The organism is Leptospira kirschneri serovar Cynopteri str. 3522 CT, assembly GCF_000243695.2.
GTDB lineage: Bacteria > Spirochaetota > Leptospiria > Leptospirales > Leptospiraceae > Leptospira > Leptospira kirschneri.
This window is the reverse complement of the sequence record NZ_AHMN02000005.1, coordinates 60,649-82,578: the sequence shown is the minus strand read 5'-3', so window position 1 is coordinate 82,578 and position 21,930 is coordinate 60,649. Positions and strand designations below refer to the sequence as shown.

General features: G+C 37.1%; 10 protein-coding genes and 2 pseudogenes. 10 read left to right on the top strand and 2 right to left on the bottom strand.

Going from position 1 to position 21,930, the window contains the following annotated elements; all coding sequences use genetic code 11:
• Positions 1-241: 241 nt before the first annotated feature.
• The gene (locus LEP1GSC049_RS219700; protein ID WP_016560619.1) at positions 242-5,092 is read right to left on the bottom strand and encodes a DUF4132 domain-containing protein; all 4,851 of its coding nucleotides are present in this window, start codon (positions 5,090-5,092) and stop codon (positions 242-244) included.
• Between the two features lie 653 nt (positions 5,093-5,745).
• Here LEP1GSC049_RS219700 and LEP1GSC049_RS219710 point away from each other — a divergent pair.
• The 9 genes and pseudogenes from LEP1GSC049_RS219710 to LEP1GSC049_RS219740 all read left to right on the top strand — a co-directional run bounded on the left by LEP1GSC049_RS219710 (position 5,746) and on the right by LEP1GSC049_RS219740 (position 20,752).
• Positions 5,746-6,624: a leucine-rich repeat domain-containing protein gene (locus tag LEP1GSC049_RS219710; RefSeq protein ID WP_004773165.1), complete on the top strand. Its 879-nt coding sequence runs from the start codon at positions 5,746-5,748 to the stop codon at positions 6,622-6,624.
• A 313-nt stretch (positions 6,625-6,937) separates the two neighbouring features.
• Positions 6,938-9,841 (top strand): TonB-dependent receptor plug domain-containing protein, encoded by a 2,904-nt coding sequence (locus tag LEP1GSC049_RS219715; RefSeq protein ID WP_016560592.1) that lies wholly within the window; start codon positions 6,938-6,940, stop codon positions 9,839-9,841.
• A gap of 408 nt (positions 9,842-10,249) precedes the next feature.
• Positions 10,250-10,582, top strand: coding sequence for a TIGR04388 family protein (locus tag LEP1GSC049_RS2000000228660; RefSeq protein ID WP_025186028.1), 333 nt, complete (start codon positions 10,250-10,252; stop codon positions 10,580-10,582).
• Between the two features lie 102 nt (positions 10,583-10,684).
• Positions 10,685-16,903 (top strand): TIGR04388 family protein, encoded by a 6,219-nt coding sequence (locus LEP1GSC049_RS219720; RefSeq protein WP_016560663.1) that lies wholly within the window; start codon positions 10,685-10,687, stop codon positions 16,901-16,903.
• A 6-nt stretch (positions 16,904-16,909) separates the two neighbouring features.
• On the top strand, positions 16,910-17,758 hold the full coding sequence (locus LEP1GSC049_RS219725; protein WP_004768533.1) for an NADase-type glycan-binding domain-containing protein: 849 nt from the start codon (positions 16,910-16,912) through the stop codon (positions 17,756-17,758).
• 31 nt (positions 17,759-17,789) lie between these two features.
• The gene (locus LEP1GSC049_RS219730; RefSeq protein ID WP_016560579.1) at positions 17,790-18,629 is read left to right on the top strand and encodes a hypothetical protein; all 840 of its coding nucleotides are present in this window, start codon (positions 17,790-17,792) and stop codon (positions 18,627-18,629) included.
• Between the two features lie 254 nt (positions 18,630-18,883).
• Positions 18,884-19,077: pseudogene (locus LEP1GSC049_RS02000000224520) on the top strand (hypothetical protein).
• Positions 19,078-19,224: 147 nt separating this feature from the next.
• The gene (locus LEP1GSC049_RS219735; RefSeq protein ID WP_016560632.1) at positions 19,225-19,467 is read left to right on the top strand and encodes a hypothetical protein; all 243 of its coding nucleotides are present in this window, start codon (positions 19,225-19,227) and stop codon (positions 19,465-19,467) included.
• A 298-nt stretch (positions 19,468-19,765) separates the two neighbouring features.
• The gene (locus LEP1GSC049_RS219740; protein ID WP_004758527.1) at positions 19,766-20,752 is read left to right on the top strand and encodes a DUF1016 N-terminal domain-containing protein; all 987 of its coding nucleotides are present in this window, start codon (positions 19,766-19,768) and stop codon (positions 20,750-20,752) included.
• Positions 20,753-20,849: 97 nt separating this feature from the next.
• On the opposite strand, the pseudogene LEP1GSC049_RS2000000229235 reads toward LEP1GSC049_RS219740, so the two are convergent.
• Positions 20,850-20,930 (bottom strand): annotated as a pseudogene (locus LEP1GSC049_RS2000000229235) (Tll0287-like domain-containing protein); the annotation flags it as partial.
• A 192-nt stretch (positions 20,931-21,122) separates the two neighbouring features.
• On the opposite strand from LEP1GSC049_RS2000000229235, the gene LEP1GSC049_RS219745 reads away from it, so the two are divergent.
• The gene (locus LEP1GSC049_RS219745) at positions 21,123-21,872 is read left to right on the top strand and encodes a YebC/PmpR family DNA-binding transcriptional regulator (protein ID WP_004751131.1); all 750 of its coding nucleotides are present in this window, start codon (positions 21,123-21,125) and stop codon (positions 21,870-21,872) included.
• Positions 21,873-21,930: the final 58 nt, after the last annotated feature.

The following is a 21,930-nucleotide window of genomic DNA, read 5'->3' as shown; positions in this document are numbered from 1 at the left end:
ATAAATAATAACTTTAGTATATACTAAAATTTAAATGTATTTACGGAGCACTCGGTTTTAACGAACGTTATACGTTTTTATGAGCGTGAGCGATCGAAGCGGGGTCAAGAAATTGTTTTTTTGGTATATAAATTTTACAAAAAATGAATATAATTTCTTGACCAGAGCTGAGAGCGCGACTCTGCGCTTGACTACAAGGTTATACCCGCAGAGGCACGCACTGATCCGACTTCACAAAATTTTAGTTTTTACGGATTGCCTCCAAAAAGTCTGGATCTTTTAAGTAGGAGGCGAAATCCTTTTCCTTCGTAAATTCATCCGCTTTTGTACCCAATTTGACAGATTTTCGAATCGATTGAAGCATAGGTTCCTTTTGGCCGGTCACCGCAAAGTAACAGGCTTGGTTGAAAGGAAGAACTGGATGGATGTATTGGTCCCCCGTCATTTGGGACGCAATGGAATAGATTTCCTCGTCCTTTAGAATTGTGGCTAATGCGTATACGACGGTTGCGAAGGTCTCAGCCTTACGGTAATAACTTTCAGAGATTTTTAGTTTTACTTCCCACTGATGGAGAGTTAAAAAGTCCGCACTTTTTTGTGAGAATAAAAGTTTAATCTTATTGGCCGCCTCTGGATATTTTTTTCCGTGTAGAAGGTTTATATATTTTGAATATTCAAATTCGCACCATTTTTTGAGTTTATTGTAGTCCTCGCTTTCAAATTTGATTATTTTAAGAGATTGTATATTTGTTAGGAAATCGGGAATGTCTCTGAATTTGGCTTTTGGCAAGTAGATAGTTTCTAACTGAGTCAGATTTTCGATACTTTGCGGCAAAGATTCTATCCAAGTCTCACTTATATTTAGAGATTTTAAATTACTTAAATTTCTGATCGTTTCTGGTAACTTAGGTATTCGATTTTCTTCGATGTTTAGATATTTTAAATTTTTTAAATATAGAATCGGCTCCGGAAATTCTGAAAACTGATTTTTTGATAAGCCGATCCTAGTTAAAGAACTTAGATTTTGAATTGTTGTTGGAAGACTGGAAAGTTGATTAGCGTGTAGATTTAGATCTTCCAGAGATGTAAGATTTTCGATTTCATTTGGTAAAGTTGAAATCTGATTCCATCGTACCGAAAGATTTTTGAGATTTTTAAGAGACAACACCGCATCCGGGATCGTAGTAAACGAATTTGTATCTATATAGAGTTCAACCAGTTGTTCTAAGGTTCCTAAACTCGCAGGCAGTGTGGTCAGTTTATTGCTACTCAAGTGCAGATCGATGAGTCGTTTTAGATTGCCTATACTTTCTGGAATTTCCGAAAGTTTACAGTCTCTCAAAGAAAGGGAAGTTAGGTTTTGAAACTTGGTCACTGAAATTGGAAAACGTTCGAATTCGGTTCCGGATAGATTTAAATGAATCGTCGCTTTGGATTCGTTTAACAATTCGCTACAATCAAAATCAGTTTCAAAACCTTTAATATTTCTAAGTTCTACTTTTTCTAAGTTTATGCAAGAGTTTAGAACGTTTAGATCTTTTAGGTTCCAATCATCAAGCTCGATTTTTTTTAGATTTTTTAATTCCGATAATAAAGAAGAGTCTGTTACCGGCCCGTTAATTGTTAGTTCTTCTAATTTAGTAAAAAACTTAAGTTCTTGGATAGAAGTGATTTTATCGGAACTTCTTATGTACATTTTCGTGATTTTAGAGATGTTTTTGTGATTTTTGGATCTTGTGATTTGGTGATCATTGGAAATAAATTTTTTCCAAGCGGCCGAAAATCCGTTGTATATTTCCGTATAATCGACTTCATCGAATACTTCTTCTTTCTTTTCCTGTGTTTGTAGATTTTTGAGTAAGGTTTCTCTGGCTTCTTTCAAACTATTTTCGTTAGATGCTGGGTAAGAAAACCCGGAAACTTGTAATAGACTATGTAGGGTTTCGCTGAAAGCTACGGGATTGATTTCTTCTAACGTTAGTTTTGTTTCCCTTCCTTCGGAAAAAGAAGGTTCTCTTAAACCTTTTACAAAATAAGCTTCTTCTAAATCCAAATCCTGACCGCCTATGTTTCCGTAGGAAAGGTCGTCTCCGTCGTATCGTATAACCGCTGTTACATCATCTGCAAGAAATTGTATGGAGTGTTCGTCGATTCCTCCTCCGTCTCCCGCCGCTCCTCTGGACCAACCCATTTTTTCGAGTCCAAATACTAACTGTTCCGCTTTTACTTTTTGATCTGTAAATCCTGGTATTTCCTCTTTGTTTTTATCTTCCGCAGAAAGGACGTATATCGGTCTTACAATTTGAGAAAACGGAGGAATGATTTCATAATCGCTGAACAATTGTCCCCAGGATTTTTTTTCTTCTTGGGTCAGCAACAGAGGATGTACGATTCCTATATAAGCTCCTCCTTGGAGGTTTAAGGAATTATCATGTATGTCCGCGTAGTCTTTTTCTTCCGTTAGTCGAAATACTTCGATCGGTTGATTCCGATCGGGAAAACATACCCACCAAAGTAGGGTTTTGGCGATATGTGTCATTAACGGGTGTTTGGCGATGAGCATTTCCCATTCTTCTACTTTCCATCTTCTTCCGGTGACCATTGCCTGTTCCATTCTATGTAGGTGGATTTTGCCGATTTCTCGGATCTGTTTTTTCATCAACTTCCATTCTTCTACAGAAGCGTTTGCCAGGTCTGAATCGTCTTTTGAATTTGGTTTGGGAAGATCGTCTTTGATTTTTCCGTCTTCGTCCTTGATCATTGGTTTCATATCCGGACCAAACACAAAATGGAATTTTCGTGGACCAAAGTTAAATTCCCTTTTGCCGTTTTCGTCTAAACCACAATCCGGAACCACTCGATCTTCTAATTCGGATTTTCTAAGCCCTTTTTTCTTGGCGATGGATTCCATAAATGTGTTCGCCATATCTTTTAGGCCTTTGAACTTCACTTTTTGTGCGATTCCGTTTAGCTGCATTAGAGCCGTATCCGAACCGATCATTTTTAAAATTTCTAAACCTAAAACCGCTCGTTGGTGTTGGGATTCTCCAGGCCATACTTTGATCATAGGAGTCAGTTTGAGAGCGATTCTATCTCCGCCTAACTTTCCTAAGGCGGTAAACGCCCATTTGTCTTTGCTGGGTGCGCCTAGAGAAATCCAGAGTTCAAATAATTTCCAGACGAAATTGTCTAGGCTTGTGCTTTCTGAGTGTTCTTTTAAACTTTTTAATAGAATAGAACTCTCTTCGAGTCCTTTTTCTTTTAGCTCGGTTAATACTGCGGCTACTTGAGAAGGAGATAATTTTTTCTTTTGAATTAAAATCGGTGGTAGTTCTTCCGGGACTACCCAAGAGATCGCTTTTCCTTTGGATATTGTTTTAATCGCATCCGAAAGCCATGCAGGAGTATTGGAGTCGTCAAAAGGTTCCGCCGTAAAAGTAGAATTTTCTAATATTTCATTTTTGATTTTTGCCTGGATTTCCGCTGAATGTTTTGCCTTTTCTTGTAGGATGATTTCTCCATATCCTCTGGCGAACAAGGATTGTAGAATTTCGATTGCCAGTTCGGAGATTTTTTTATCTTCGTCTAACACGGCTGGAACGAGTCCTTCGATTGCAAAATAAGGACATTCTATAAACCAATTTTTGGTTTCGGCAGCCAATTTAGGAAGTGCATAAAGATACAAAAGCGGTTTTGCTACTTCGGGCGCCTTGATTGCTAAAAACAACTTTAGCATTTCTTTATATTTTTCGTTATTATAGTCGTTAAACACCGCTTTGACGGATAGAGCTACCCATTCCAAACCGGAATATTGGGTAATTGCAATCCAACGTTTTAACTCTTCGATTGACTTGAGCAAATGTCCGATTTTACGCATTTGCCGTTTTACTGTTTCAGAATCTTGAAATAAGAATATAATATTTTTTCTATATTCGGAATAACTATATCTTATAGAAGGTTCTCTTGATTTCCAGAATTCTACGATCGGCAATAACTCGTCTTTCATTCCTAGATCCAAGGCGATTAAAAAAGGAGAGATTATATTTTCGTATTCTATTTCTTTTTGTTTTAAATGAGGTTTGATCAGTTCTTTACAAAGTTTTCTTTCTGATTCGTCCAAGATAGGCAATAGACGCGAGAACCCTTCGTAGTAACTTCTATTGGTAGAATCCTCTTGTTTCATTACTTCAGGATGATTGTAGGTTGCCAAGAAATGTATTACTTTTTCTAATCCAAATAAATGATAAAAAGGAAGTGAGATATAAGATGGAGGAGTGATTCTTTTTTCTTTCCAGGTATCTTCTTGTCGTTCTAAAAGATTCATCGCTTTTTCAAGAGTTAGGTTTCCGTCTATCGTTTGAGAATTTAGGAAATTTTGAAGTTTTTGGATGGTTTGTTTTGTTTTCTTTTCTTCATATCCATGTAGAACTTCCATACAAGTCAGAGCTAAAAACCAGAAATGGGCTTCTTGTTTACTCATAAACAAAGGAATGTTTTGGTCTGTCCAATCTACCGTCCACCAATCGTATCCTTTTTTTAAAGAGGAAAGTTGTTCTATCCTTGTTTTGAGATCAAAAGGTTTTGGTTCTTCTTTTGGATGAACCGGAACGATGTTGGAAGGGATTTTAAGATCTTCATTAGAAAGTCCTAATGTTTTTGCGATTGGTTCTTTTAATTTTTTTTCTTCAATTTTATTTATGCTGCTTTTTGAATGTGTAGTTGCTGCGTGGTTTTCTGATTGGCTGGACGATTGGGCCGTTGTCCCGTTTTCCGAAGATGTTTTAGACGCGGCTTCATTTTCATTTGTGCTTGGAGTTTTGGCTTTTGAAACTGATTGAGTCTGAGTCGGTTTGGAAGAAGTTGTAGTTGTTCCGACGGTTTCTTTTCCAGAACTTTGATACCCTTTCTTTAACTTTTCGCTCAAAAGTTTTTGTACTTCTTTTAGACATTTTTCTTCGGTATCAAAGGTTTTAGTTTGTATTTGTCCGCTTGTTCCAATTTTGCCGTAAGTGACTGTGAATGTGTTTCCTTCTGTTTCTATTTGCCAGAATTTATTGGAAGTTCCTTCGCTGAAAGTGAGATAGTGTTTCATGGTGTTGTGCCTATTTGGATTGATAAAGATATTAATTTCTTTTTGTTTTATAAAAAATGTTATGATTAAAGTTCAACGAATACGTCTCTAGTTCGATGAAAGAGGTCTGGTTTGGATCGTTCATTTTTGTTTTGTAAAGAATTGACGTTTCGCTTTAGTATTTCGTTTCTAAAATTTGGGCGGGCGTGTTCCGGTGTTTTTATTAATTCCGATTGAAAAAAACAGAATGATCTAAATGTGCAAGATTTATTTTCTGATTTCTCTTGTAATTGATGTGTAAATTCATTGTGTTCCTATTCCGATTGAAACGAGATTTTAATTTTTATGTTCGTAATTTCTATAAAACTCGAATCTCGCTTACGTATCAGTTCTTAATTTATATTCATTTCTTTTGATAACCCCGCCTTTCTTTTTGTCGCATTCTATAAAATGATATTTTCTTTTTGAGTAATTCTGGATCCAGAACTATACAATTAAGAATCTTTTCCATTTTTAAAACTGTTTTTAAACAACTCTAAAAATTGGAAATATGGATATACTTTGCTTTTACAATCTTGATTGTGGCGGAAAAGAAAAACGGAGAAATGTTTATGAAGTGGCACTTTATATTTGTTAGCTTTGGGTTGATCTTGTCTTTGTGTTGTAATCTGAAAATGACAAAAACGTATCATAATTTGCAGGATGCTCTTGATAACCCTTTGGACGTTTTAATTCTTGAAATGAGTATGAGTACGGGTGTGAGTATGGGTTTGCATGAACTCGATTCTCTCCCGAGAGTAATCGGATTATTTCAAAATTTAGAAAAATTGAATTTAGTTGGTAATCAACTTACTTCTCTTCCAAAGGAGATTGGACGACTTCAAAAATTACGTGTATTAAACTTAGCTCATAATCAACTTACATCCCTTCCGAAAGAAATGGAATTACTTCAAAATTTAGAAATATTGAATTTAGATGATAATGAATTTACGTCTTTTCCGAAAGAGACAAGACAACTTCAAAAGTTACGTATATTAAATTTGGCTGGTAATCAGCTTACTTCTCTTCCGAAAGAAATGGAACTACTTCAAAATTTAGAAAGATTGGATTTAGCTGGTAATCGATTTAAGATTCTTCCGAAGGAAATGGAGCTACTTCAAAATTTAGAAGCATTGAATTTAGGTCATAATCAATTTACGTCTTTTCCGAAAGAGATTAGGCGACAACAAAATCTAAAATGGTTGTATTTGAGTAGAAACCAGCTCAAGACCCTTTCGAAAGAAATCGTAGAACTTCAAAATTTACAATCACTCCATTTAGATGGTAATCAACTTTCATCTATTCCGAAAGAGATTGGACAACTTCAGAATTTATTTGAATTAAATCTACAAAACAATAAACTCAAAACTCTTCCCAAAGAAATCGGGCTACTTCAAAATTTACAAGTACTGCGGTTGTATTCGAATCCTTTCTCATTTAAAGAAAAACAGGAAATTCAAAAGTTACTTCCTAACTGTGAAATCGATTTTGATAGTAAAGATGAAAGCGAATAATAGAGTTTTTAAAAAATTCCATAGTGAAGATTTGCAAAATGCTTCAATTAATACAACACAAACGGATTAAGAATTAATTTTTAAACAACTCTAATGGATTTTTTATCCAGTGATTCGGTTTTGTTAGAGTCAGAGTGTTGTGGAATTGGGAATCTTAATCCTGGATCTTTATCGCATGAGTGCAAAATACTGGTACTTTGTTATATAGTTATCAGTAGTAAATTCATTGTAATTGAACGTTTTCGTTCTTTAGAAAAAATTTATAGTTTGAAAAACAATCCCTTCCCTTTTTTTTGAAACTTCCGGATTAAATATGGAAGAATACTATGGATTTCTACGTAAGTTATGGTTGGGTAAAATCGTTTCTATTTCACTTAACTTTCGTTTCGTTTTTTTATATTTATATCTCAAAAATATTCTGCCGCGATTTCCAATCTGGTTTATTAGAAAAGTAAGTATTTTTAATATACGGCATTTTAAAAATTGGTCTCCTTTTTTAATTTTGCGTCTCAATCATTTTTATAGCTGTCTTTTTATTTTTGGGATTTTGTTTTTTTATTCTACTTTGTTTGCTCAAAAACCCATTCGGGTAGAAGTGGTCATTTTAGATGAAACTGGAAATCACGCGGTTTCTAACACTCCGGTCGTATTTCAAGAAATTGGTAAGTATCTGATTACAAGTGGAGAAGGTTCTATCAAGGTGAACTTTCCTGCTCCCGGTTCTTACAATTTAAGAATTATGACTTCGGAAAAGGTTTTTAAAAAAAACATTTCCGTAGAACACGACGGCGAGAAAAAATTTATTTTTATTCGAAAACCCACTCCTGGGGAAATTAATGTTTATGGTGAAAAAGATTTAGAATCTCTTTCTAGATACACTCTTCAACAAGAGGAAATTCAAAGATTACCCGGAGCCCAGAACGACGCCCTCAAAGCGATTCAGACTCTTCCTGGAATTACGGCGGTTCCTCCGATTGGACTTTCTTCCTCTTCGTTTAACAATTTAGTTAACAGTGTGGGGAACTCTAATCCGTATTCCAACAGTGAACGTGGGTTTTTGGTGATGAGAGGCGGCGGAACCTTAGCGAACGGTTATTATCTTGACGGCTTTCCTATGTCTTATCCGTATCACTTGGGAGATCAATCTTCTGTATTAAATAATAATATTATAAAATCTTTTAACGTTTATTCCGGGGCTTTTCCCGTTCAGTTCGGTTTTGCGACCGGTGGTATTATAGACATTAAAACTCCGGATACGGTGGCTAAAACTTCTTCTGTTTTAAACTTAAACACGTTTCTTTCTGACGTTTATCATCAAAATAAGATTTCCGAAAATTTATATGCGATTGTTTCCGCTAGAAAGTCGTATCCGAACTTGACTCTTTTGAAATTATATCCGGACGGTATCCCTCAAGACGCTAAATATGCGGATTACGAAGACTATCAAGCTAAGTTCAATTGGAAACCTGGAACTAATCATACCTTTAACGTTTTGTTATTTGGTGCCAGGGACAAACAGAAATATACAAAAGCTCAAGACGATTTTGAAAACAGTAAAAATGAATTTTTTGGTCTGCAAGGAGCGGCTTCGGGTCGTCCTCCCGTGGGTCTGGATCGATTGTTTAGAACGAGCGGCTTTAGATACACTTACAATAATAAATCTTGGTTGGAAACTTCCATTTCCATTTCGAATAATTACTTTAAGGAATTTTTTGAAGTAGATTTTAAAAATCCTCTGACTGCAGAACAGATTTTTGAACTTCAGAATGTTACGACTCAAAACATTAGTTTTTTGGAAAACAATACTAAGATCAATTTGATTGAAAGACATCTAACGTTCCGATTTGGTGGTCAACTTAGAGATAAGATGATTCAACTTCAAGGTGAGGACATTAAATCTTCGAACTCTACGTTTCTGGATTTTTTTAACAGTTTGTTGGATTCTAATCGTCAGTTTAGGGCTTTGATCGAAGGGGATTCTATCCACACAAGAGAAATTGCAGCTTTTGCGGAAATGGAGTTTAAGATAGGAGGTTTCAGTTTTCTTCCCGGATATAGACACGATTATTATGATAAGGCACATGAAAAGAAAGATTCTTTTCGAGGTAGGGCTGAGTACGAAATTCTTAAGACCGCTACAAAATTTTTGGCCGGAACGGGCGAACACTATAACGCTCCGCTTCAGATTGAACAGTTTTCTTCTAGATCCGGTAACCCTAATTTAAAGATGGAACATTCGATTCATTCTTCCGGTGGTATTGAACAAAGGGTTTCTTCCGATTATCTGATCAAAGTGGAAGGTTTTCATAATCAATATTCTAATCTTGTGACCCCGGATTCGTTCGTTCAAGATCCGTATCAACCTAACAACGAAAAACGAGATATCGTCAATCATCCTGACGACGTTCAAGATAATCCTTTGATCGTTAGAAATATGAATTATTCCAATTCTAGAGACGGATATTCTAGGGGTGTGGAGTTGTTTTTAAAAGCCAATCAAGGCGCCGCACGCAGGTTTTTCGGTTGGATTTCGTATACCAATTCGGTTTCGAAAAGAAACAATCATCAACCTCAACTTACAGACGACGAGGAAAATCAAAGAACCAGAGATAATAGAGGCCACAGGCTTCAGTATCAGGTTCACGAAGGCGGTAATTATCTCAATTATTATGACGATGGTAAATGGGAACTTCTAGTAGACAACGACAAACTTTTGTTATACGACTACGATCGAACTCATATTTTGAACATTGTTTTTGCCTGGAAATTCGGTCAGAGTTGGCAGATCGGTAGCAAGTATACGTATCTCACTAACGTTCCGATTACTCCTATCGTGGATTCTTCTAAGGCTTCGGGGCTTGCTTCTACAGGTATCAATCTTTATAATCCAACTTATTCAGAATATTATAATTCTGGTAGATGGCCGGATTTTCATCAATTGGATATTCGGATCGACCGTTTTATGAACTATCAATGGGGTTATGTAAATACTTATGTTGAATTGATTAATTTTTTTGGTAATAGAAATCAGATTAGTCAAACATACAATAACTTTAGTCCTTATTCGAAAAGCGCTTTTACCAATCCTTTGACCGGATTTACAACTCCCAGTAATCCCACCCCAGTTTATAATTCTAATTATATCGAATCTACCGCGATCGCTGGAAAGGTTAAATATTATCCTTTTATCAGTATAGGAATGCAGATTCGATTTTGATGAAAAACTTTGCTCAAAAAATGAATTCCTTACGGCAAACGCTTAGTTTTGTTTTATAAGAATCAATAAAACTGAAAATCGGTTTGAATTTGTCATTCTAAATTTGTTGCCGTTATACATATTTTCTAATTTTCTTAACTGTTCATCTTTAAATTTACTTCTCATTAATTTTTAAACAGAGCCTAGAAAATAAAGTAGACAAGATCCAAAAAAAGTCAGATGTTGCATTTTGTGAATATATCCAACGTATAAAATCACAAATAGTTTTATTTATAAACAATTCGATTATTTATAATTTGTCGAACTATGTATAAAAAAAGCAAGGTGAAACTTTGAAAACAAGAATTTAGTTTTAAGCACGGAAATGGCTAAATTTTTGAAAAATATAACTTTATAAGGGCGTAAACTATGAAAATAAGCATTTTAAAGCATATAATTATTGTAATGCTATTATGTATCTATAGCGCGTTATACGCCCCGCCGGTGGTGGTTCCTAATTTAAACACTCCTGTTTTTAACGCTACGTCCATGGACCAGACTTTTAATGTCGCCAATGGAATGCAGACGGTAGGAAATTGGGACGCGTTTGTGTTTCAGGGTGTGAGTATTTTACAAACTCAGTGGGAAGCACAGGTGCAAGCTCAGATCACTATGATGGTGAACTCGGTTACTACAAGTGATCACTACGCTTCTGTTCAAGGAATAATCAAATTTTCGTTTATAAACTCTTTACGAAAGTAAGGCGTTCGGAACAACTTATCCGTAATAACTTCGTATAGCATACATTATACGAAGTTATACGAGACGATTTCAGGTATTAATCAAGCGGATTTAAGAGCCTTTATGAATGAGGATAATGATCCACATCCAAACGGAGGACCAGACCAATATTGTCCGGATCCTTTGGGCTGTCATTCTGGAGATATATTTCATCCTGATCCTGGAATTTATGGTGCAAATGATACTTTTTCCCAAAGAGGTTATGACTTTAACCGTTATATTGCAAGAGAATTGGGAGTTTGGGCGGGTATTCCGTTTTTAGCGGATATTGAACACTATCAAGATTATGCTTGGATAGAATTGTCTTTTACAGTAACGAATAACAACGCGTATGCGAACGTAACTACCTATCAAGATTTAGTGTTACAATTACAAAGTTTTGAACATGACTGGATGACCAACGTTATGCCTTCGGTTACGAACTGGACGGCTCAGGTGGCTTCGTATAACGCTCAGTATGCGAACTGGCAAACACAAATGCAGACTGCGTTAACGGACGCACAAAACGCATACAATGCGGGTGTACAAGATTTACAAGATCACGAATCGAGTTGGTTGGCGCAGATGGGTCAATTACAACAACAGGCTCAAAACGCTTTTGACGCCGCTTCCAACGCTTTGAAAAACGGTCAGGGACAATCTAACTATGGGCAGTTGACTCAGCAGATTTTGGCGGGTTTGAACAAAGGTCAGTTGGATTCAGGGATAAAACCTTTAGAGATCAGAAAGTTTACTTCGTATGGGGGAGATATATTAGAAAACTTAGATAGAGATGCTAATAGAGGGGTTCCCAATTTCGATTTATTAAGTTCTTTTGGGTCGAGTATGAGCAGGGCGATTACGGGAGTTTCGAATTTGACTTTGTTGTCTTCGACTAACAATGCTTTGATGGACAACATTTTAGGTTACATGCAGAATGTGGCTGATTCGATGAGAAACGAAAGACAGTTTAGCCAAAACGGTCAACAGGCGTTAATGGATGCTCATCATCTAAAAACCAAAACGATTACAACAAAAGACAAGTATTCTGGTGAAGAGATCGGCACCACATACGTGTTAGACGAAAACGGAAACATTCGTATGTTTACGGATGAAGACGGTGAATTAAAACAGATGACTGTTGGGGATTGGATTACCAGCAAAGAAGTATGCGGAGCCAATTTAACAAATGCAGGTTGTAACCAATATACGGAACGTACTTATGAAAGTGTGGAAATTGATTCGAAAGGGAATATAACCGCACATAGAAATATTTATAACGGTAGTTCTAACCAGTGTGGGGCGGACGCCACTCGAAGCGAATCTTATTGTTACGGTGAAAGTGATAGAATTGTAACGATTGCGCCTCCTAATCCTAAAGCACTTTTATTAGGAAGAGGTGCTTCTAGGTTAGGAGATATTTTTGACGCAAAAGAAAACGGAATCGGAGATTTGGTCAATGTTTCGTTTGGAAACTTGAATTCCTATTTGTCCTCTAACAAATATACTGCAGGACTGTTTAACGAAGTAAAAAATGCTCAGATGGAAAACGATCATAACGCGTCCATTGCAGCCAACGAAGTAAATAACAAAGTAAAAATTGCGAACTTGATTGCGAGTTACGCCGAATCGGTGTTATACGGTGGTATGAAAACAGGGCAATGGATTGCGAATCAATCCAGACAAGCAATACAAGACGTTGTTGCTACAGCACTTTCTAATGCGTTTGATTTGCCTCCGGACGCGGCGGCGCTTTTGTCGGGTGGTTTAATTACACATTTAGAAGCGGATCGTGCTAAACATCATTTAGGATCTAGACATTTAGGACTTGGGAAACATTTAGATTCGATTGGTTTGATGGGAGATGCGATGTTTATAGGCACAGGAATGGGAACCGTTCTTCAATTAGGAATGAACAGTGCTCATACAAACGACCTTGCTGCTTTAAACCGTTGGAAAGAATTTAAAAACAGCATGGTAGGTTTTGCAGTACAGAAATATGGAGAAAGTCAACACTGGTCTCCTGAGTTTTCTGGATTTGCGTCCCAATATGTATCAGACTATTTTCAAATGAAACAAGCCAAAGAAGAGTTAGGAAGAAGATCGGGAGCTTTTTCCATGAATTCTGTGTTAGGCGAGTTAAGAGTAGGAATGGCGAATCTAGGAGGTGCGTTTGGAGAAGTTGCAGGAGCGTTAATTAACGGAACGGCCCATATAGCTGGAGACTTGGGGCTGACGTCAGAGAGATATGAAAAAGAAATTAATCAGAATGTAAGAACGGCGATCAATGACGTAAAACTAAAACAATACAAAGATGATATACGAACTTGGAGCGCGGATCAAGTAGGGCTAGCCAGTGCGACTGTAAAAGAATACGGGAAACAAAATAATTGGGATCAAGCTAAGATAGATATGTGGTCCGGGCAAGCGTCCGACTTTGTAGTAAGACAACAAGCAGAAAGAGAAATACATAAAAGAGACAATTTACTGTTAGGTAGTAGTTTTATTACAGGAAGCCCTGGATCAGTATTGTTGTTAGATAGAAAGTTGTTTGGTGGAGGACTGACGAGTTTAATTACCAAAGGTTTTAGAGGAGTAGCTACCACATTAGCCGACGTAGGAAATATGTTAGGCGAAGGAGTAGTATCATCTGCATTTAGAAATAGTGTCTATGACCAAACGAGAGATTGGCGTAATACGATTACACAAGAAGACGTCAAAGCAAGGACCGGACAAGGAATTATCAACAAATCGTATATAGAAACGGAAATGCGTAACAAGTTGTTTGATGTGATCGGAGAGACACTGATTCCGGGAGACAAAGAAGCAGCGCATAACCTAGGTTTATTATTAAAACATCATATAGACGAGAAAGAACAAAAGAAACAAGCCAAAGAACAACGTCTAAGAGACGCCCAAACGATAGTACAAGTAGCAGCGGCCGCAGCGGCGATCTACTTTACAGCAGGAGCAGCATCGGGAGCGGCCAACAGTTGGCTTAGTACTGTAGCAGTCCAAACAGGAACGGCAACAACCGCTTCTGTAGGAGGAGTGTCAACAGTAGTAGCGACAGGACTAACGAACGGCCAGATCCTAGCATTAGCAGCAAGCACAGCGGTAAGTATGGGAGTAGAAGGTAGTATCAACGGAACGAACGGAGCAATAGCGGCCCTTGCGAACGGAATTATCTCAGCAGCGACGATGGGAGTTAAAACCCCAGTAACCGGCTATGTAACATATACAAAACACCAAAACGCAAACTTGTTAACAGGCCAACACGAAGTAAAAGGAGGTTGGGGAGGCGGTTTTAGTGCGAACATATCAGGAACCAAAGCATCTGCGTTAGGTGAAGTAATGCAAACTGCAGTAGCGGCGATGAAGATGAGTAACTTAAACTTTGGATTGAGCTACAATCAAGACGCAGGACTAGGAATGAACGTAAATACAAACTTTACGAGTGGATTAGGACTTGGACTTGATTACAACTTTAAGAGCGGAGATTACACAGCGAACGCAAGCTACGACAAAAACCATATCGGTGGACAAAGCTGGGCGAATGCAAGTTTTAATATATCGGCAAGTAAGACCGGCCATGCGAGCGCGTCCATATCTTACAACAGCGATGGAAATACAGCGATTCCACAAAGACTGAGAGGAGGCGGAGGAACATTAGACTTTGGTAATGATGGGAAGATAGGCTTAAGCATACAAGGGATGAGAGGAGCGACAGTCGGAACACTAACTTACGATACGAACACACACGGATTTGAACCAGTGTCTTTTAACAGTAACTTTCAGAATGAATTTAACCAGGGTCAGACGGCTGAGAATTCTTCGGAGAACCATGAAAGGAAGCAGATGGAGATCTTACTAAAAGAGATCAGTTTAGGTAGTAAGATGGACAAACCTTTGTTTACAGAAAGGGAAATTGATTCAGCGCTTCCGAGAGATGGTAAGGGTGGAATCGATATGGAAAGAGCGAATCCTGAAAAGCTATTAGAAAAATGGAATGGATACAAAGATAGAATGTCTCAAAACCCTGAGAACTTGCAGAAGTGGAAAGAAGAAGTAACACGAGCAGGCGAAAGAAGTGGAATAGAAGTAAGATTTAACGAGGGTAAGAGTGCGACCACAACCTTTGGAAAGTTTGTAACCGGCCTTATGGGAGACGTAGCACAGAGTTTTGGATTTGCAAACGACGGATCGAAGATGGTTGATAAACAGGGGGTTTTTCACTTAGATACGTGCTTTGCCCCAGGGTCCAAAATAACAAGATTAAAGAACAAGAATGTTAGAATATACGGAAATATGAATTCTAGTGAAGATAGTTTTAGTAAAGCTAATTCTAACAAAACTAACTCGAACGAGTTTAGTTCTAATGACTATGAGTTTACAAATATTGAAGACGTAAAAATCGGAGATGTAGTACGTTCTTGGAACGAGAATACAAATACTTTTGAGAACAAGAGAGTAACAGAGACTTTTGTACATGAAGTTCCACAGCTCTTCTTTCTAGAGTTAGATGGAGAAGAAGAAATCCATACAACATGGAACCACCCATTTAGAAGACAGAAGACAGACGAATTTGCTAACGCAAATTCTAGACAGAGGACTGAGGACAGAAACGGAGGAGACATTACATCACGGATTGCGAATGCAGTTTATGGAGATGGAAGGATTCGAAGAGAATTTGAACAACATTCTGTTGGAACGGAGAAACATTCAAGAAACGTTGCATTAGAAAAACGAAATTCAGATTCAAGCGAGGTTCAGTCATCTGAATGGGTGAAGGTAGAAGACTTACGTTTAAGAGATCAAGTATTAAGATCCGACGGAAGTTGGGGAACTGTAACAGGAATCTACTATTACAACACAGAACCTACTAAAGTTTACAACTTAGAAGTAGAAGACAATCATACATACGTAGTCGGCGGGGATACATTCGGAATCGGTTATGTCGTCCATAACTACACGGAACAAGTTCAAAGGATATTGGACGGGAAAGGAATATTATCCGAAGATAGTTCTAAAATGTTGGATTCTGCAAACGCGAAAGACAAGTTGCGGGCTTTAGGAAAAGTGAATGAATTTGATTACGCTGGTTCGAAATGGAAAAACGTAGGCTCTGATGAAAACGGAGTCGCTCATTTTCAATCTGAAAGCAACAAATATGGTTTAAAAGAAGATCTTTATTTTAGAAATAACAATGGAAAGATAGAGATCGAACAAGTTCAGCATTTGAATGGCAAAGAATATTCTACAAAAAATAGTAATCTGGATGTATTAAAACAAACAGTCATAGCTGTGAATTTAAAAAGTACAAACGACTATTTGACTCATTTGTCGAATGTGTTAGGCGAGCGTGGTGGAAGTGGAACGAAATACGACGATGGAACTCCGAAAGTAAGTTTAGTAAAAGATGCGAACGGTCAGGCCATCCTACATGAAACAAAGAACGGTACGCATACGGCAGAGATAGAAAGAAACGGTAACAAGGGCAAGATGCTTGTTGAAGAAGTTGGAAGAACGCAGAGAGAAGCTCGGAGTGATTATTCCGGCGAACGGGGTTTGATCAAAAAATACGATCTAAACAATCCTTTGGAAAGAAGAGCGTATGATGCTGAAAATGACACTCCAACTCAAGTTGTACCTGGCGGTGATCATTTACGTGATGTTGCTGTGTGCCAGTCCACCGTGATTGCAGAAGACAGGCACAACAACGGAAGAACAGTGGGTGAAGTTGCTAAGGCAATGGGCGATTTTGCCGCTTCTCGTGGATTAAGACCTTCGCAGTTGGGAGTTTTAGAAATATCGCAGGCTTTGAAGAAAGATGGATTGCAAGTTGGTGCAGATATTTATTTTCAGAAGACTGGTAAATATAAAGAAACTAGAGAACAGTTTAATGATAGGTTCTTTGAATTTGCGAAAGGACAGCTAGATCAAGGAATGGCTGTGAACGTCGGAGGAACATATGCGAACAGCCTTGGTCACGTAACTCGGATTACTGGATATGTGGAAGGTCCGCACGGAGAGCGAGGCTTCATGATCAATGACTCTTACGGAGATGCGAACAAGGGATACAGAAACGGGGCCGGTGGCCAAGATGGAAGAGCCGTCTTTTATCCAATCGACAAGTTGAATGTGGCACAATTTAACTATGCTTACACAATTGTCGAAGACACGGGAACGAATACTCCTTCAGGAAATGGTTCTTCCTCGGGCTCAAGAAGACGTAACTCTTCCGGTGGTTTCTGGAACAAATTTTCAAACATTTTTAAATTCGATTTCTTTAAAAAGGACTAAACCAAAATGAAACATGCAAAAATTCAAATGATCGCTTTTCTTTTTCTTTTGTCTTCAACTGGTATTTGGAGTCAGGAAGAAATTCTTCCCGGTCCTGATTGCATTACCGTAAAAGACAATCCTTCTTTGAAAGCATTAAAAACCATGAAAGACGATGACGTATTGAAACAGACGTTTTATGATACCGCTTTTTTTGATGATGGTCGTTGGTCTTGGGGGCTTGCTTGGGCGACATCTCATTTGCGACCAAAAGGAAAGGAGCTTATTGATTTCATGAAATCCAAACCCAAGGAAAAGGACAGAAAAGCATTTCGAGATTGGACCAAGAAGTCTTGTGACAACATTCCTTACTATGCCCAAGATTACGGCTTGAAAGAAGGGAAAGCATATTGCACGGATACAAATCGCGGGGTTGGGGAGATTTTATTATCTTACATTGATATAATGTTTGAGGAAAAAAAGAATGATTCTTTTTACATTCTTCCCGGCAAACAAAACAGCAAGAAAGGATTTCTGGAACGAAACAGGCCAAAAGATATTACGATCTACTATCTGGTCACAGAATTTCCGCCAAGTCCAATTCAGGCAGGAGAATTGTCTTTTTCCAACCCTTGGCTGTATCAAAAACAGAAAGTGACTCTCAAAGATACGGTAGGGTATCAGAAAATCCAAATACCCAATTTTGATAATATTTTTGAGGATACTGGGATATCAGGCGGACGCTCCAAAAAAGTTATGGTCGCGATCGAGATCAACAGTGTATGGGACGGAAGCAAGGAAAAAGACATTACATGTATTACTGATATACGAAGCGGCGGCGGAGATGAAAAGGAATATCAATATATTCCTAAATGAGACCTTAATCAAAAAGAAATAGGAGATTAGTATGAAGTTCGTATATTCGCTTTTTGTATTGTTTATTTTAGGATTGAGTGGATCAGTTTTGGGGCAAGCCGATCCGTATCCTGTCAGGGATTGTATTGGAAAGGATGGAAATCCAGAGATATACAAGATCTCGAAGATGAAAGAAGGAGATGTATTATCGGGAATTTGGTATGACTCTTTTGCAGGAACACCGGGGGATGCTGTGAATTGGGCGAGTAGTTTTTTTAAAGCTCCATACATTGCAAAGAATTTAAAACCAAAACCGAAAGACTTTATGAAACTGAAAGAGTGGGCTAAAGATACTTGCGGATACGACAATCCGTACGGCATTCAATATAATGAACAGGATATAACTTGTTTCGATTTGTCGAAGAACAAAGGAATTGGGGAAATCGTTCTTTCTCCGATTACGATGGAGGAGAAACATTTGTATTTCCAGCTAACATTTAAAGATAAAGGTAATGAATTTCCTATTGAGCGTGTCTTCAAAAGAATTTCCTTTCCCAAAAAAGTACGTTTTTACTTTTTGATTCCTGAAGAACTTACTGGCGGACCGAGGGGAGGAAAAATATTCAAAAACTTAAAATTGGTTTCTTCCCAAGAAGCAGAAATTCCGTTTAAAGAAGGATATCTGAAAATCCCCATCCAATCGTATGACAAGATACGGAGCCAGTTCAAAGTAGATCGAAAGAAGGTTTTTCACGATAACATAATCGTTGCGACTGAGATTTTGGATATATATGAATCTAAAAATACCAATGAGGAAGCCGGAACCTGCATCGATGAAATCTCCAATACGCTAGGCGAGAAATATTATCAGAAAAAGCTGATGAAACCATGAAGTAGTATGACTAACTCCAAAAAAAGCCCGCTTTTTCAAAGAAGCGGGTTTAAGTTGTGTTTTGCTTAAATAATGGATTTGGGAAATATTAAGAACAGTGATTTTAAAATAAAGAGAAAAAATATTAGAATATTAGTAAAAATTAAAACTCTAAAGTGCCCGATGGAGTTTTAAACGAGAGAGAGCGTATTTTAGAAAGTGGGAATCTCAAGATATACCTTCTTGAAATTTATTAAGAGAACGAGGGTAATGAAATGAAGAAAGGTTTTGTATTGGGTGAGGCAGTGAAAGACCGAACAACTGGCCGTAAGATGTATGTGAAAGTAGTTTGGAACCAAAGGTATCGTGCATTTACTTTGATCCAGAGCGTGAAGCATTAGTAAAAGTTCAAGTGTTTCCAGAAGATTTGGAAAGTATGAAGGATGTCCTACCATATCTTCCGAAGTAAAAATTCTGTGACCCTAAAAAAAACTGGTTTGAGTAGTGTTTTGTTTAAAAAAAAGATTTTAAAATAAAGAGAAAAATATTAAAATATTAGTAAAAAAGAAAACTCTAAAGAATGTTTCTGATAATAGAAAAGAAGGTGTTGAACCAAATGAAAGAATTTAAACAAGAGTCATTGCTGAAACAAGTATCTAGAAAACTAAAAGACCTAAGCGAACCAGAACTTCAAAAGATAGATGAATGGATTGATAAAACACAAAAAGAAAAACATGATATAATGATGGATAAGTATATGTATGAATTTGGTATTGCGATTGGATTGGATCGCCCTTATGGTTTGAGTTTGGTAAAGAAACGAAAGACCTCTTCACCTCGTCAAAAAAAACCAAATTGAGAACTATTACTCATAATTATATAATAGAGTACCTAATATTTTACATAGAATCAAAATTTTGTGATAGAATAACGGAACTCAATTATATAGAGATCAGTAAGATTACAACTACTCCAATATGTTTTATCCTTCAGTTTAAAAGAACAAGTTTTAAGATGCTGCTGTTTTATGAAGGATTTTTACAAAAAATAGGTGTTTGACGGCATTTATCCTTTTAAAATTCGTTTTATAGAACTTCTCGTTTTAAAATTATCCGATGATATAAAGTCATCATATTTTAAAGGGGTAAGATTATATCTTGAAACGTGATAATACAGATACCTTAGTAAAAGAAATCGCTTCAATATTTGAATCCATTAGAGAAAATACATATAAAGGAGGTAATCGATTTTTATTAACAGGGCATTTAGAAATCGGTTCCTTATTAAATCGAGAGTTTAATTCATACATACTGGATGAGAAAAACAGACAGAGAATGAAAACTCTAATTGAAAAGATAGGTAAAGTAGTAAAGATCAACTTTTCGAGAAGAACCCTTTATTACGCACTTAAATTTTATCAAGCGTATCATGGAAAGAAGTTGGATTATCGATTAAGCTGGAGTCATTATAGAATTTTATCTTCGGTTTTGAATCAAGATGTAAGAAACAAATTAGAAAAAGAAGCATCAGCCAATAATTGGAACAGATACGTATTAGAACGCAAAGCACGGGAAAGCGGTTATTATGGTGGTTCAAGGGCTGCCAAGTGGAATCGTCCGGGTGGAGAGGTTTATCATTATAAAATTGTAAATAAGAGTGTTGGTTTTTCGAAGGAACTTTGGATCGATTTAGGTTTTCGTTGTTATCGTAAGTTAGATAAACAAAATTTAAAGGAAAATGAATGTATTCGCTTGAATTTTAAAAATAAAATTTGGAGCTATAAAAAGGCAAGTGCGAATTCCTTTGTTTATCATTATCTTGGAATATTAGAAAGAATTGTAGATGGTGATACTTTGCTTGTCCAAATTGATTTAGGTTTTGGTCTTACGACTAGACAAAAGATTCGTTTACTTGGAGTTAGTGCGCCTGAACTTGGAACGTCTGAAGGTGATGAGGCTTTTGAGTTGTTAAATAAGAAACTGAAACCTGGTACAAATCTTTTGATACGAACTCATCTTCAAGACAAATATGGCCGTTATCTTGGAGACGTATTGTATTTAGTGAAAAAAGAATTTAGTTATAAAACATTAAGAGCTGAGGGGATTCACTTGAACGAAGAACTTTCTATGAAGTTTGAACGTTAGTATTTATTTCTTAATCTTACTTGTATTATTTTTTAGAGTTTAATGATTGTAAGATGGACAAACCTATATGCGGGTCATAAAGAAAGATAAACAGTCACTTTATTAGATTGTTTTTATACGAGAAAAAAATGTGAAATTGTTTTTGAAAAAACTTAGAAAGATGACTCATGGGATTGATTATAAATTCTCCTTTGATGATTGCAAAAGATTTACTTCTTCAAATTTATAAATGAAGGAATTCGAATCAGCTGGTTTATTCTCTTACTGAAAAGGATGGACAGGATGTCTTTTTTTTGATCTTTGGAAAGTATCGTTCAGAATCAACTGAATTGATTCAATCATTCAAAGTAGTGTACAGGGGATAACAATCATGTCCGGACATTCGAAATGGGCTACGATCAAACGTAAAAAAGACGCGATCGATTCTAAACGCGGAGCCATTTTTACAAGAGTGGGAAAAGAAATTACTGTAGCCGCAAAAATGGGAGGAGGAGATCCGGAAGGAAATCCAAGGCTTAGACTCGCAATCTTAAAAGCAAAATCTGTGAACATGCCCAAGGATAACATAGAAAGGGCCGTTCGAAAGGGAACCGGAGAATTAGAAGGGGTGACCTACGAAGAATGTCTATACGAATGTTTTGGTCCGGGCGGAATTGCGATCATGGTTTCTGCTGTAACAGACAAAAAATCTAGAACCACACCTGAGATCAAAAGTATTCTTACAAAATTAGGGGGATCTCTTGCTACTTCCGGATCCGTTAGTCGTCTTTTTGAAAAAAAAGGAGTGATCGTTTTAGAATTTTCACAAATCAGCGAGGACGAACTCGTTGATGTTGCCGTTGGCGGAGGCGCGGAAGACGTAATTAATGAAGGTGAAGTCTATCGTGTGATTACTACTCCGGACAATTATGAAAGCGTCTTACACGCATTAAATGAGAAGGGGCTCAAGTCTGAAGAATCGGAAATACGTTATATTCCTTTGGTAAGTTCCGAAATTGCGGACAAGGAGGTTGCAGAAAAAGTAATGAAGTTAATCGATCAACTGGATGGGCACGACGACGTGACTTCTGTGACTTCTAATTTTGAACTGGCGGCTTCTCTGGAAAAAGAATTTCAATAATTTCTGGACTTTTAGAGTTTTTAAAAAATTAATTTTTCGTCTCTATTGTTTTATTAAA

Excerpts from the sequence above, each read along its gene's own strand:
- LEP1GSC049_RS219700 (WP_016560619.1), bottom strand. The coding sequence starts at position 5,092 with ATGAAACACTATCTCACTTTCAGCGAAGGAACTTCCAATAAATTCTGG.
- LEP1GSC049_RS219710 (WP_004773165.1), top strand. The coding sequence starts at position 5,746 with ATGACAAAAACGTATCATAATTTGCAGGATGCTCTTGATAACCCTTTG.
- LEP1GSC049_RS219715 (WP_016560592.1), top strand. The coding sequence starts at position 6,938 with ATGGAAGAATACTATGGATTTCTACGTAAGTTATGGTTGGGTAAAATC.
- LEP1GSC049_RS2000000228660 (WP_025186028.1), top strand. The coding sequence starts at position 10,250 with ATGAAAATAAGCATTTTAAAGCATATAATTATTGTAATGCTATTATGT.
- LEP1GSC049_RS219720 (WP_016560663.1), top strand. The coding sequence starts at position 10,685 with ATGAATGAGGATAATGATCCACATCCAAACGGAGGACCAGACCAATAT.
- LEP1GSC049_RS219725 (WP_004768533.1), top strand. The coding sequence starts at position 16,910 with ATGAAACATGCAAAAATTCAAATGATCGCTTTTCTTTTTCTTTTGTCT.
- LEP1GSC049_RS219730 (WP_016560579.1), top strand. The coding sequence starts at position 17,790 with ATGAAGTTCGTATATTCGCTTTTTGTATTGTTTATTTTAGGATTGAGT.
- LEP1GSC049_RS219735 (WP_016560632.1), top strand. The coding sequence starts at position 19,225 with ATGAAAGAATTTAAACAAGAGTCATTGCTGAAACAAGTATCTAGAAAA.
- LEP1GSC049_RS219745 (WP_004751131.1), top strand. The coding sequence starts at position 21,123 with ATGTCCGGACATTCGAAATGGGCTACGATCAAACGTAAAAAAGACGCG.